Origin of the sequence: Micromonospora sp. NPDC047793, assembly GCF_040642635.1 — a bacterium.
In the GTDB taxonomy this organism is placed as follows: Bacteria; Actinomycetota; Actinomycetes; order Mycobacteriales; family Micromonosporaceae; genus Micromonospora.
This window is the reverse complement of sequence record NZ_JBEYSG010000001.1, coordinates 377,037-390,325: the sequence shown is the minus strand read 5'-3', so window position 1 is coordinate 390,325 and position 13,289 is coordinate 377,037. Positions and strand designations below refer to the sequence as shown.

Below are 13,289 nucleotides of genomic sequence, written 5' to 3'. Positions count from 1 at the left end.
GCGGAGGTATCCCCCGTGCTCAGACGTCTCACCACCGTCCTGGCCTCCGGCGCGGTCGCGCTGGCCGCCACGCTCGCCGTGGCGTCCCCGGCGGCTGCGGCCGTCACGCCCGCCCAGAAGCTGTCCGTCCTGTCGAGCTGGACCCAGACCAGCGCCAGCAGCTACAACGCCTGGAACTCGGCCCGGCAGAACCGCACGCCGTGGGCCGGCTACAACTTCGACTGGTCCACCGACTTCTGCTCGTCCAGCCCGGACAACCCGCTCGGGTTCCGCTTCTCCCTCTCCTGCCACCGACACGACTTCGGCTACCGCAACTACAAGGCGGTCGGCCAGTTCAGCGCCAACAAGTCCCGCCTGGACAGCGCCTTCTACGAGGACCTCAAGCGGGTCTGCGCCACGTACAACTCGGTCGTCCGGCCGGCCTGCCTCAGCCTGGCCTGGACCTACTACCAGGCGGTGAGTGTCTTCGGCTCGGCCGCCGCCGTCCAGCAGTCCGACATCGACCGGGCCGCCCGGATGAAGGCCGAGGCCGAACTCCTCGCCCGCACCTGACCCGCGCGCCGAGGGGTCCGCGTCCGACGCGGGCCCCTCGGTCAGGCGTGTTCGGTGTGCCGGTCGGCGGCGGCGGTCGACTGCCGGGGCGTCGCCCGGCCCGCCCGCGCCGCGAACCGGGCCGAGTCGCCGGTCAGGTCGGGATGCTGGACGCCGAGTGCCAACGCCACGGCCTCGTCCAGGCCCAGTTCGGAGCCTTCGCCGTACGCCTCGTCGAAGGCGACGTCGCCCAACGTCCGGCGCAGCGCCACCTGCCGCTCGTTCCAGTAGCCGTCGTAGATGCCGGTGGTCGACCGCAGCCCCGCCCGGGTCGCCTGCGCCGCACCGAACAACCGGGCCGAGGTCAGCGGTTCGCCCCCCGCGAGGCAGCGCACCGCGATCGCGTTGAGCGTGTCGCAGGCCCGACCGTGGAAACCGTGGTTCATCCGGGACCGCAACGCCGCCAGCAGGTGCTCGTGCGCGGCCACCAGGTCGCCCCGGGCCAACGCCACCATGCCGAGCAGCATGTCCACCGAACGCCGACCCCGGTCGACCGGGCGGGCCGCCTCCACCGGTCGCGCCGCCGCGAGCAGGTCGGCCGCCTCGTCCAGGGCGCCCCGCCGCCAGAGCAGCTCGGCCAGCCGGAACACCGCGAACAGCGCGTCCGACTCCACCCCCTGCTCACGGGCCCAGTCGATGACCTCCCGGCAGATCCGTTCGGCCTCGGCGAACTGCCCCATGTCCACCAGCGGCGCCGCCCGGCCGGCGAGCACCCGGGCCAGCAGCCCGGCGTCCCCGGCCTGCCGTGCCGCCGCCTCGGCCCGCTGCGAGTAGCGCAGCTCCTCGGCGTACTCGCCGTCGCCACCGGCGTGCAGCGAGTGCATGTGGTACGCCGCCGCCAGCTCGGCCTCGGGGATCACCTCCCCGGTCTCGGCGATCCGGCTGTAGAGCCGGAACAGCCACAGCCGCCCCTCCCGGGCCAACCCGCGCTCACGCCACCACTGGTCGAGGCCACCGGCCAACCGCAGGCCCGCCCGGGCACTGCCGCCGGTGGCGCACCAGCGCAGGGCGGCCCGCAGCTCACCGGCGAGTGGATCGAGCGCGTACAGCGACAGCGTCACCGGTTGGCCGTCCGGGCCCAGGTGCGCCCGTTCCAGGGCGTGCGCCGACCAGCTCACGTGCCGGTTGCGCGCGTCCCGCTCCTCACCGGCCTCGGCGAGCCGGCGGGCCGCGTACGCCCTTATCGGGTCGAGCATCCGGTACGTGCAGCCGCCGGCCTGCGGCTCCGCCAGCACCATGGACTTGTCCACCAGCACCGAGAGCGGGTCGAGCGGGTCGTCGTCGAGCAGCCACTCCACGCTGGGCAGGTCGACCGGGCCGGCGAACACCGCAAGCCAGCGCAGCAACCGCGCGGCCCGGGGACCGAGAGTGCGGTACGACCAGGTGACGGTCGCCTGCATGGTCAGGTGACGTTCGATCGCCGACCGCGCCACCGCCCGCATTGCCGGGGTCTGCGGACTCGTCCCGGTCGCCGCCGCCACCAGGTCCACGGTGTCCCGCTGGTTGCCGGAGTTGCCGTGGTCGGCCGGAGGCGGCTCCGGGTCGTCCCGACCGGCGTCCAGAGTGCCCAGCACGTCGTCGAGGCGTTCGGCGAGCTGCCCGACCGAGAGCACCCGCAGCCGCGCCGCCGCCAGCTCGATGGCCAACGGCAACCCGTCCAGCCGGCGTACCACCCGGCGCAGATCCGCCGACTCGACCGGGTCCGGACGTCGTCCACCACGGGCGGCGGCGGTCCGGTCCAGCAGCAACGCGACCGCGTCGCTCTCGGTGCCGTCCGGTGACGGGTCGACCGAGAGCGGCGGGATGCGCCACACCACCTCGCCCGGCAACGCCAGGGGTTCCCGGGTGGTCGCCAGCACCTTCACCCCGCTGCCGCCGGAGAGCAGCCGGGACACCGCCTCGGCGCAGGCCGTCGGCTGCACGTCGCAGGTGTCGAGGACGATCAGCATCCGGCGACCGGCCGCGTACTCGACCAGGGTGTCCACCATGGGACGACCCGGTTCGGGACGCAGCCCGAGCACCGCGGCGATCGCGAACGCCACCAGTCCCGGATCGGTCACCGAGGCGATGTCGACGAACCAGACTCCGTCGGGGTACTCGTCCACCAGGTCGATGGAGAGTTCCACGGCCAACCGGGTCTTGCCGCCACCACCGGCACCGAGCACGGTGACCAACCGGTGTCCGGCCACCAGCTCGCGCAACTCGGCCCGTTCGACCTGCCGGCCGACGAACGAGGTGACCGGGATCGGCAGGTTGTGCGCCACCGCGTCGGCCGTACGCGGACGCGGGAACTGCCGCTCCAGGCCGGGCGCGACGAGTTGGAAGAGGCGTTCCCGGTCGTCGAAACCGCGCAACCGGTGCAGCCCCAGGTCGATCAGGGACGCGCCGAACGGCAGCGGATCGGCGTGCCGGGCGGTCGCGGCGGAGCAGAGCACCTGCCCGCCGTGCGCGGCGGCGGCGACCCGGGCGGCCCGGTGCACCTCCGGACTGGCGTACTCGCCGTCACGCGGCTCCGCCCACCCGGTGTGCAGGCCCATCCGGACCCGGGGTGCCGCCTCCGGCGTCGGCCACTCGTGCTCGCCGAGCGCGCGTTGCGCGGTCAGGCAGGCGGTCAGCGCGGCACCTGCGTCCCCGAAGGCCAGGAAGAACGAGTCGCCCTCGGTCAGCAGCTCGGCGCCCTCGGTCGCGGCGATCGTCCGGCGCAGCAGGCGGCGATGTTCCCGCAGCACCGGGCTATACCCGGAGCCGAGCATCTGCGCCAGTCGCGTGGAGCCCTCGATGTCGGTGAAGACGAAGGTCACCCAGCCACTAGGGAGGTGGATCCGTGGCGGCATGCGTGGAACCTCCCCCCTGACCTCGGCTTCATACTTCCCGAAACCAGATCATCACGCATCGTGAGAACGGTCGGCCGAGACTCCGCCCCAAGGTGCCATCGCACCCGGCGTCCGGGCAAGACCGACATCAACCGTCCCACCACGTACGACGACCCTCCGGCCGGTCCGACCACGTCCGACCGGCCACCGTCGCCAACGGCGTTCAACAGCCGCAGCCGCCACCGCAGCAGCCGCCGCCGGAGAGCGCGGGCGGGCCGCCGGAGGCACCGGAACCCCGTCCTGTGACCGCGACCGTCGACAACAACTTCACCGTGTCGGAGTGCCCCTTCGGGCAGGATGCGGGCTCGCCCGCCTGGGCCATCGGCCGGTTGACCTCGAAGGTGTCACCACAGGCGCGGCATCGGAACTCGTACCGGGGCATGGCATCAGGGTACGACCGGACCTGACGGTGGCGGCGACATGGGTGATACTCGACGGGTGGCAGACGGCGAAGAGCGGAGAACCCTTCGACCCCTGCGACCGGCCGCGCCGGGCGCCCAAACCGGTGCCACTACGGACAGACCGGTCAGCGCGGTACCCCGGCCGCGTCGACCGTGGCTGGACTCCGGCGGACCGGCCGACGGGTCGCCCACCACCGGGGCCGACGCGGCCACCAGCGCGCCGACGATCAGGGCCGCCACACCCGCGCCCGAGCAACCGGCCGAGCCCGAGCCCACGGCCGCCGCGAAGCCCGCCGCCACGGCCGACGGGGTGCCTGCGGCCAAGCCCGACGCCAAGCCTGAGCCCGACGCGAAGCCCGAGCCCACGGCAGACGCGAAGGCTGACCCCACGGCCGAGGCCAAGCCTGCGACCACGGCTGACGGCAAGGAAGCCACCAGAGCGGTCGGCGAACCGACGGCCACGGCCGACACTCCCGCCAAGGACCCGTCAGCCAAGGCCGACAGTTCCACCAAGACCGACGGTGACCCCTCGGCCACGGCCGACCCGTCCGGGACGACCGACGGGAAGACGGGAGACGGGACGGGTACCCGGCCGCCGCGAGCCCGGCGTCGCCGGGTGCGCTTCGCGCATGCCGTACGCGTGCCGGGTCCACGGGCCGCCGCCCTCGCGACCCGGGACTGGTCGCGGCGGCCCGGCGGGCGACTGACCCTGCCCGGGGTGTTCCTGCTCGCGCTGGTCATCGCGACCGCGACGGCCGGCGCGCTGCTGGTGCCGGCGACCGTCGGCGCGCCGCGTCCGGTGGCGGCCGACGCGACCGCCGGGCCGGAGACGACCGACGGCACCACACCGCTGACCGAGGCCCCGCCGATCGGCGCCGTCCCGCCGGGCACCGGGACGCTGCCGCCGGGCGCCACGCCGTTCCCGGGCGCGACGGGTGATACCGCGCCGGTGAGCGGACGCCCCTCCGACGCTCTGGCCGGGTGGGCCAGCGACGTGGGTGCCAAGACCGGCATCGACCCGATCGCGGTGCAGGCGTACGGCTACGCCGAGCTGGTGCTCGCCGAGACCAACCGGGCCTGCGGCCTGAGCTGGACCACGCTGGCCGCGATCGGTTTCGTCGAATCCCGACACGGGCAGGCCAACAACGCGCGACTCGGGCCGGACGGCAGGGCCACTCCGGAGATCATCGGACTGCCGCTGGACGGGCAGGGCGGTCGGATGCGGATCGCCGACACCGACCGGGGCGAGCTGGACCGGGACACCACCTACGACCGAGCGGTCGGACCGATGCAGTTCATCCCGACGACCTGGGAGGAGAACGGCGCCGACGCGGACGGCGACGGGATCAAGGACCCGCACAACATCCACGACGCCGCGCTGGCTGCTGGAATGTACCTCTGCAAGGGGGGCCGCAACCTCACCGTTCCGGGTGACTGGTGGAACGCCATTTTGTCGTATAACAACGTCGGTCGGTATGCCCAGGCCGTCTTCGAAACGGCCAACCGGTACGGACAGGCCAGTCGCACGTGAAGTGATCGTCCGCGCACATTGGAGGACTGGACACTTCCCCCCGGCAGCCGTTAACGGCAAGCTAGACGCGTGATGGTGCGCGAGTGGGACCCCAGGACCGCGTCGTCCGCCGAGATCGCGTCGCTGTTGGACACGCTGAACGCGGTCCTGGCGGTCGATCTTCCGCAGGATCCGCCATGGCGGGAGAGTTCCGTGCGGGAGTACCTCACCGAGGTGATGCCCGGCGAACGACGGATCGCCTGGGTGGCCCAGGCCGAGGCGGCCGCGGACGGGACGCCCGGCCCGATCCTGGGTCAGGTGCACGTGTTGCTGCTCGGCAGCATCGGCGTGCTGGAGGTGCTGGTACACCCCGACCACCGGCGCAGGGGCCTCGGCCGGGACCTGGTCCTGCGCGCCTCCCGTCGGGTCTACCAGGAGGGCTTCGAGTCGATCGGCGTCGAGGTGGTGGGTGACACCCCGGCCGTCGCCTTCTACGAGTCGCTGGGCTTCAGCCGGGAGTACGTCGAGACCCGGAGCGTGCTCGACCTGGCCGGTGTCGACTGGACCGAGTTGGCCGAGATGTCGACCGGTGTCGGCGCCGGCTACCACGTGCAGTTCCACCCCGGCGGGCCGCCGGACGACCTGATCGAGGCGTACGCCCGGGCCAAGGCCGAGATCCGGGACGTCGAGGACGGCGAGCTACGACCCAGCTCGTACGACCCGCAGCGGCTACGTGACAGTCTCGACTGCCTGCACCGGCGGGGAATGAAGCCGTACATCGTGCTCGCCCTGCACGAGAAGACCGGCGAGGTGGCGGGCCTGACCGAGGTGGTCGTGCCGGCGCAGCACCCGACCCGCGCGGACCAGTACGACACGATCGTGGTGCAGGAGCACCGCGGCTACGGGATCGACCGCGCCATCAAGGCTCGGATGCTGCTGGAGTTGCGCTCGGCCGAGCCGCATCTGACCGAGGTCCAGACCTGGAACGCCCAGGCCAACGAGGCCATGCTCAAGGTCAACGCGGAGCTGGGCTACCGGCCCGACCGGGAGTGGTGCGAGTACAGCGTCGACGTGGCCGAGTTGGTGCACCGCCTCGACGCCGCCCGCTAAAGCTCGGGCCGCTCCGCCGGGTCGCGGTCGGTCAGTAGTACCAGGATCGGGGGTCCGGGGGCGGCGGATCGTTGCGGTACTTCGCCACCCGTACCTCCCACTGGCTGCGCCGCCGACGGGCCTCTCGCTCGACCCGGCACCGCTTGAACGTCTCCGGCGGGCGGGCGAGTCCGTAGATGTCCGCCCACCACTCACCCGGCTTCGGGTCGAGAATCGTGTCGAGATGTGCCGGGTAACGGCGGCCAGCCCCGTCCAGGGTGTCGTCCCACACCTCCATCGGCAGGATCACGTGCCCGTCCTGGTCGACCACGACGAGGTAGAGCCCGGCGGCGCCGATCAGGCGTTCCAGCACCGCGAGACTCGGAGTCAGGGTGCCGGACTCGACCCGGGCGACGGTGGAGGGCGCCACCCTCGCGAACCGGGCCATCCGCGTCTGACTGAGCCCGACGATCCGCCGGACACGCCGCACCAGACCAGCGATGGGAAACGCCCCGAGGGTAGGGCCGCGGTCTGTGGGCTCGAAGATGGAAGACATACCGGCGACCCTCGCCGACCCCCAGAACCCGCCGCAACCCCTGTGGATAAACCTGTGGAAAATTTGCGGCAGCCCGCCCGGTTTCGCCCCTCCCGGACTACCTCATCGGCCCCTTTGCTCTGCTTCAACCCACGCAACGGATTCGGCGCGGAACTGATGCGTGGGTTGAAGCAGAGCAAAGGGCGCCAAGGGGTTACCCGGAGCCGACGGGCCAGGCCACCAGGACCGTCGGCCCCCTGCCAGGCCACCAGGACCGTCGGGACATCGGGGCGACCAAGACCGCCGGGACATCAGGAGCCGGGCCCGACCACACAGCGGAGCGCGACGAGCTCTGACCGGGACGGACCGGCCAGCAGTGCCGACCAGCGCGACCAGCGGCGCTCCGTGCCGGCCGGGCCGGGTGCCGGGAGGGGTCAGTAGCGGTCGCGGAGCAGGCCGGCCGCTTCCACGGCCCAGTAGGTGAGGATGATCTGCGCACCGGCGCGGCGGATCGAGGTGAGCGTCTCCAGCATCACCTTCTCGCGATCGATCCAGCCGTTGGCGGCGGCGGCCTCGACCATGGCGTACTCGCCGGAGACCTGGTAGGCGGCGACCGGGACGTCGACTGCGGCCCGGACCGCGGCGACCACGTCGAGGTAGGGCAGGGCCGGCTTGACCATCACGATGTCCGCGCCCTCGGCCACGTCCAGCTCGACCTCACGCAGGGACTCGCGTAGGTTCGCCGGATCCTGCTGGTACGACCGGCGGTCGCCGTCGAGCGCCGACTCGACCGCGTCGCGGAACGGACCATAGAACGCCGAGGCGTACTTGGCGGTGTAGGCCAGCACCGCGACGTCGGTGTGCCCGGCCGCGTCGAGCGCCCGGCGTACCACGCCGACCTGGCCATCCATCATCCCGGACGGGCCGACCATGCCGGCCCCGGCGTCGGCCTGGGCCACCGCCATCTCGGCGTACGCCCCCAGCGTGGCGTCGTTGTCCACTGATCCGTCCGGCCGGAGCAGGCCGCAGTGCCCGTGCGAGGTGAACTCGTCCAGGCAGAGGTCGCTCATCACGACGGTGGAGTCACCCACCTCGGAGACCACGTCCCGGATGGCGACGTTGAGGATCCCGTTCGGGTCGAGCCCGCCGGAGCCGCGCTCGTCGCGTGACGTCGGCACCCCGAACAGCATGATCCCGCCGACGCCGGCGCGTACCGCCTCGACGGCTGCCTTGCGCAGCGAGTCGCGGGAGTGCTGAAGCACGCCGGGCAGCGAACCGATGGCCCGGGGCTCGGTCAGCCCCTCCTTGACGAACATCGGCACGATCAGCTCGGCCGGGTCGAGACGGGTCTCGGAGACCAGCCGCCGCACGGCTGCGGTACGCCGCAGCCGGCGGGGGCGGTTCTCGGGGTACGGCACGGTGCCCTCCCTGACGACTACTACCGGAACCTGAGCGCGGTCGGCCCCTGGACCTTCGAGCCACGGCGCTGCTTCGCCGGCATCGCGGCGAGCTTCTCCCGCAGCTCGACGGCGTACCCGGCGAGCGCCTCCACCAGGTCCGGCACGGATGCGTGCGGCGGCTGGACGTCGACCCGCAGGCCGAACTCCGTCGCGGTCTCCGCGGTCTTGGGCCCGATGACGGCTACCACGGTACGCGCGTGCGGCTTGCCGGCGATGCCGACCAGGTTCCGGACCGTGGACGACGAGGTGAACAGCACCGCGTCGAACCCGCCCGACTTGATCGCGTCGCGGATCTCGGCGGGCGGCGGGGCCGCCCGGACCGTCCGGTACGCGGTCACGTCGTCGACCTCCCAGCCGCGCTCGGTGAGCCCGGCGGCGAGCGTCTCGGTGGCGATGTCGGCGCGCGGCAGCAGCACCCGGCCCACCGGGTCGAGCACCTCGTCGTGCGGCGAGAACTCGGCCAGCAGCCCCTCGGACGACTGCTCCCCGGAGGGGATCAGCTCCGGCTGGATGCCGAAGGCACGGACCGCGTCGGCGGTGGCCTCACCGATACAGGCGATCTTGACGCCGCCGAAGTGCCGGGCGTCCAGGCCGTGCTCGGCGAACTTCTCCCAGACCGCGCGCACCGCGTTGACCGAGGTGAAGATGACCCAGGCGTACCTGCCGTCGACCAGCCCCTTGACCGCGCGCTCCATCTGCGCCGGGGTACGCGGCGGCTCCACCGCGATCGTCGGCACCTCGCACGGGATGGCCCCGTACGCGCGCAGCCGGGCACTCATCGCGCCGGCCTGCTCCTTGGTGCGGGGCACCAGCACCTTCCAGCCGTACAGCGGGCGGTTCTCCCACCAGCTCAGCTTGTCGCGCTGGCCCACACCCTCACCGAGGGTCAGCACGACCCGGCCGGTGAAGCCGAGTGCCGCCGCGACGAAGGAGTCCACGGTCGACGTGGTGGTGTACTGCGTCTCCCCGGTGCCGTCCCCGGTCACCCCGACGTCGGTGGTGCCGTCGACCCCGGCGGCGAGCAGCCCGTCGCGGATCGCGGCCAGATCACCGGCGTCCACCGCGAGCGCCAGCGAGCCGCGCTGCACGGCTGCGGCCAGCGCCTCGAAGTCCAGCGAGCCGACGTCCTCGACGTCGGCGGCGGTGCGTACGCCGGGCAGCGGCACACCCGCGTACGCGGCCACGCCCTCGGCCTGGCCGACGCCGGGCACCACCTCGAAGTGCGCGGCGGTACGTGCCACCGCCTGCACCTCCTTGACCACCGAGTCGTGGCCGAACGGGTCGCCGGCCACCAGGTGCACCGCGTTCTGCCCGGAGCGGGCAGCCGAGATCAGCACCTTCGCCACGTCGCCCGGCGCGCCCTCGGCGGGGGTGAACTGGGCGTCTTCCCTGGCCTCGGCCCGGACGACGTCGAGTAGCGACTCGGGGACTCCCCGGTCGTACACCACCTGGTCGGCGTCGACCAGGGCGTCGTGCGCCCGGCGGGTGAGCAGGCCCGGGTCGCCGGGACCGGCACCGACGAATGCGATCCGGCCTACGGGCTTACGGGTGCGGGTCATTCTGTGCTCCCAAATTGCTGGGTCCCCGGGCCGTCGTGTCCTTGCGGGCCGAGGATCGAGTCGGCGCCGAGGTCGAGGAGTTCGGCGGCGAGTGCCTTGCCGATCTCCGCCGCATCGGCGGGCGTTCCGGTGCGGGACAGCCGGATGTCACGGGTGCCGTCCGGGCTGATCACCGCCCCGCGCAGGTAGATCTCATCACCGGTCTCGCCCTCGGCGAGTTCGGCGTAGGCGGCGACCGGAGCAGAGCATCCGGCCTCCAGGGTGGCCAGCATCGCCCGCTCCGCGATGACCGCAGCGCGCGACGGTGCGTCGTCGAGCGTGGCGAGCAGTTCGACCAGGTCCGGGTCGTCGACCCGGCACTCCACCGCCAGCGCTCCCTGCGCGGGAGCGGGCAGCATCAGCATCGGGTCGAGCGTCTCGGTGATGACGTCGGTCCGGTCCAGGCGGGCAAGGCCCGCCCGGGCCAGGACGACGGCGTCCAGGTCGGCCTCCGGGCCGAGCACCCGGGCCAGCCGGGTGTCGACGTTGCCCCGGATGGGGGTGACCGACAGTTGCAGACCCAGCGCGTGCAGCTGGGCGATCCGGCGCAGGGCACCGGTGCCGACGTTCGCTCCGGGGGCGAGCTCGGCCAACGTCTTCCCGTCGCGGGCGATGAGCGCGTCGCGCGGGTCCTGCCGCGGCGGGACCGCGGCGATGTGCAGCCCGGCCGCGGTGGCGGTGGGCAGGTCCTTGTACGAGTGAACGGCGAAGTCGATCGTCCCGGCGACCAGCGCGTCCCGCAGCGCGGAGACGAACACGCCGACCCCGAGCCGGTGCACCGGCGCGCTGGACCGGTCGCCGGCGGTGACCACCTCGACCAGTTCGACCGGCCTCCCGGTACGGGCGGTCAGGGCCTCGGCGACCTGCCCGGACTGGGCCATCGCCAGCTTGCTGCCCCGGGTACCGAGACGCAGTGGGGCGGCAGCACCGAGCTGGTGCTCGCTCATTGCTCACCTCCGGGTGGGGTGATGTCGGGGACGGTGTCCACCGGCGAGGTCTGCGGGACCTGGAGGTCGAAGAGCTCGCGCAGCAGGGCGGCGTACTGGTCGCCGCCGGGTTCGGCGGCGAGTTGCCGGACCCGCACGGTCGGCTGGTGCAGCAGTCGCTGGACCACCCGGTGCACGGTCCGGGCCACCTCGGCGCGCTGGTCGTCGGTGAGGTCGGGGCGGCGCTGCGCGAGTCGGCGCAGCTCGGCGGTGACCACGTCGTCGGCACGGCCACGCAGGGCGGCCACGGTCGGTGCCACGTCGGCGCCGCGCAGCCAGGTGAGGAAGGACTCGACCTCGCCGGTCACGATCCGTTCGACGGCGGCGGCGTCGGCGGCGACCGGGCCTTCGGCGAGCAGGGCCGCCATCCGGTCGATGTCGATCACCTCGACGCCGGGCAGCTCGGCCACGCCGGGCCCGACATCGCGAGGTACGGCCAGGTCCAGCAGGACCAACGGGCCGCGCTCCGGCGCTCGTGCGGCCACCGCCTCGGCGACGACCGGACGGGTGAGGACCGGCTCGGTGGACGCGGTGGCGGCCACTACGATGTCCACCGTGGACAGTGTGTCGGCCAGCTCGGTGAGCTCCCGCGCGGCGGCACCGTACGACTCGGCCAGCCGGACGGCCCGGTCGGCGCTGCGGTTGGTCACGGTCACCGGCCCGGCGCCGAGCCGGGACAGCGTCGCCACGCCCAGCGAGCCCATCGCCCCGGCGCCGACCACCAGTGCGGGACGGCCGACGAGGTCGTTGCCGAGATGACCGGCGGCCAGCCCCAGCGCGGCGGTGACCACGCTCTGCCCGGCCCGGTCGATGCCGGTCTCGGAGTGGGCCCGCTTGCCCACCCGCAGGGCCTGCTGCATCAGCTCGTGCAGCAGCCGGCCGGCGGCGTCGGACTCGCCGGCCCAGTGGTAGGCGTCCCGGAGCTGCCCGAGGATCTGCGCCTCGCCGATGACCATGGAGTCCAGCCCGGCGGCGACCCGGAAGACGTGCTCGACCGCAGCGGAGTCGAAGTGCACGTAGAGGTTGTTGGCCAGCGCGGTGGGCGGGCAGCCGGCCTGCTCGGCGAGGACGGCGCAGATGTCACCGAGGCCGCCGTGGAAGCCGGAGACGGCCGCGTACACCTCCACCCGGTTGCAGGTGGAGACGAGGACGACCTCGCTGACGTACGGCTGCGCCATCAGGCGGTCGAGGGTGGCGCCGAGATCAGCCGGCGGCACCGCGAGCCGTTCCAGGGTGGCGACCGGCGCGGTGCGGTAGGAGGCGCCGACGACGATGAGTTTCACGTGCCGATCGCCTCCTGGCTCTCGGTGACCGCGAAGCCGCCCGGCAGGGCGGTGAGAGCGGACCCACCGGCGGCGGGGAGCGCGGTCAGGGCTGCCTTGCGGTGCTCGTGGAACGACAGGATCTGCAGCTCGATGGCGAGGTCGACCTTGCGGACGTCGACCCCCTCGGGAACCGAGAGTACGCACGGCGCGAAGTTCAGGATGCTCGTCACGCCGACGGCGACCAACTGGTCGGCGACCCGCTGGGCGGCGGTGGCCGGGGTGGCGATGACCCCGATGGCGACGGCCTCGGCGGCGGCGACCTCGGGCAACTCGTCGATGTCCCGCACGACGAGCCCGTTGATCTCCTCACCGATGCGGCGCGGGTCGGCGTCGAAGAGGGCGACGATCCGGAATCCGCGACCGGTGAACCCGTCGTAACCGGCCAGCGCGTGACCGAGGTTACCGACGCCGACCAGGGCGACCGCCCGACGCTGGGTGAGCCCGAGCACGTACTCGATCTGCTCGACCAGCAGCGCCACGTCGTAACCGACGCCCCGGGTGCCGTACGAGCCGAGGTGGGACAGGTCCTTGCGGAGTTTCGCGGAGTTCACCCCGGCGGCGTTGGCCAGCCCCTCGCTGGAGATCGTCTCGTGGCCGGTTTCGGCGAGGTTGTGCAGGGCACGGAGGTACTCGGGGAGCCGGGCGACCGTCGCCTCGGGCAGGTCCGGGAGCGCCGGTACGGCACCGGCGCGGCCGGGCGCGCCTGGGTGACGGTGCTGACTCATGAGACTCCGTGCGGTGCGATCCTCGACCAACTCCACCGGCCGGTCGTTTCGGGACTCCCGCTGGCGACCGGAATTGCCGGCTGTGCTAGCAGGGCGCGTCGGAATTACAGAGTAGGCGCTTGTGAAGACGTGCACAAATCGCGATCTTGTCGGCACACGCCGCGCCCCCACCAGCCCCTCCGTCTCGCAAGATCGA

At 72.9% G+C, this 13,289-nt stretch carries 11 protein-coding genes; 3 read left to right on the top strand and 8 right to left on the bottom strand.

Annotation, left to right across the window (positions count from 1 at the left end; translation table 11 throughout):
* The first annotated feature begins 15 nt into the window (after positions 1-15).
* Complete coding sequence (locus tag ABZ738_RS01780) at positions 16-552, top strand: phospholipase (protein WP_131051877.1); 537 nt, start codon at positions 16-18, stop codon at positions 550-552.
* 41 nt (positions 553-593) lie between these two features.
* On the opposite strand, the gene ABZ738_RS01775 is transcribed toward ABZ738_RS01780, so the two are convergent.
* The gene (locus ABZ738_RS01775; protein ID WP_131051876.1) at positions 594-3,425 is read right to left on the bottom strand and encodes an NB-ARC domain-containing protein; all 2,832 of its coding nucleotides are present in this window, start codon (positions 3,423-3,425) and stop codon (positions 594-596) included.
* 202 nt (positions 3,426-3,627) lie between these two features.
* A complete protein-coding gene (locus ABZ738_RS01770) occupies positions 3,628-3,846 on the bottom strand; it encodes a zinc ribbon domain-containing protein (RefSeq protein WP_131051875.1) in 219 nt (72 codons plus the stop codon).
* Positions 3,847-3,884: 38 nt separating this feature from the next.
* On the opposite strand from ABZ738_RS01770, the gene ABZ738_RS01765 reads away from it, so the two are divergent.
* Positions 3,885-5,396, top strand: coding sequence for a lytic murein transglycosylase (locus ABZ738_RS01765; protein ID WP_131051874.1), 1,512 nt, complete (start codon positions 3,885-3,887; stop codon positions 5,394-5,396).
* 72 nt (positions 5,397-5,468) lie between these two features.
* A complete protein-coding gene (locus tag ABZ738_RS01760) occupies positions 5,469-6,485 on the top strand; it encodes a GNAT family N-acetyltransferase (protein ID WP_131051883.1) in 1,017 nt (338 codons plus the stop codon).
* 31 nt (positions 6,486-6,516) lie between these two features.
* On the opposite strand, the gene ABZ738_RS01755 is transcribed toward ABZ738_RS01760, so the two are convergent.
* The 6 genes from ABZ738_RS01755 to ABZ738_RS01730 all read right to left on the bottom strand — a co-directional run bounded on the left by ABZ738_RS01755 (position 6,517) and on the right by ABZ738_RS01730 (position 13,093).
* Positions 6,517-6,954: a helix-turn-helix transcriptional regulator gene (locus ABZ738_RS01755; protein ID WP_236145604.1), complete on the bottom strand. Its 438-nt coding sequence runs from the start codon at positions 6,952-6,954 to the stop codon at positions 6,517-6,519.
* A gap of 479 nt (positions 6,955-7,433) precedes the next feature.
* A complete protein-coding gene (gene hemB / locus ABZ738_RS01750) occupies positions 7,434-8,417 on the bottom strand; it encodes a porphobilinogen synthase (RefSeq protein WP_357210323.1) in 984 nt (327 codons plus the stop codon).
* Between the two features lie 20 nt (positions 8,418-8,437).
* Positions 8,438-10,018, bottom strand: a complete 1,581-nt coding sequence (locus ABZ738_RS01745) for a uroporphyrinogen-III synthase (protein ID WP_176095283.1) — start codon at positions 10,016-10,018, stop codon at positions 8,438-8,440.
* Positions 10,015-11,004 (bottom strand): hydroxymethylbilane synthase, encoded by a 990-nt coding sequence (hemC, locus tag ABZ738_RS01740; RefSeq protein WP_357210319.1) that lies wholly within the window; start codon positions 11,002-11,004, stop codon positions 10,015-10,017. Before hemC ends, ABZ738_RS01745 begins: the two co-directional genes overlap by 4 nt.
* Complete coding sequence (locus ABZ738_RS01735) at positions 11,001-12,326, bottom strand: glutamyl-tRNA reductase (RefSeq protein WP_131051870.1); 1,326 nt, start codon at positions 12,324-12,326, stop codon at positions 11,001-11,003. Before ABZ738_RS01735 ends, hemC begins: the two co-directional genes overlap by 4 nt.
* Positions 12,323-13,093, bottom strand: coding sequence for a redox-sensing transcriptional repressor Rex (locus ABZ738_RS01730; RefSeq protein WP_131051869.1), 771 nt, complete (start codon positions 13,091-13,093; stop codon positions 12,323-12,325). The genes ABZ738_RS01735 and ABZ738_RS01730 overlap by 4 nt, the downstream gene beginning before the upstream one ends.
* Positions 13,094-13,289: the final 196 nt, after the last annotated feature.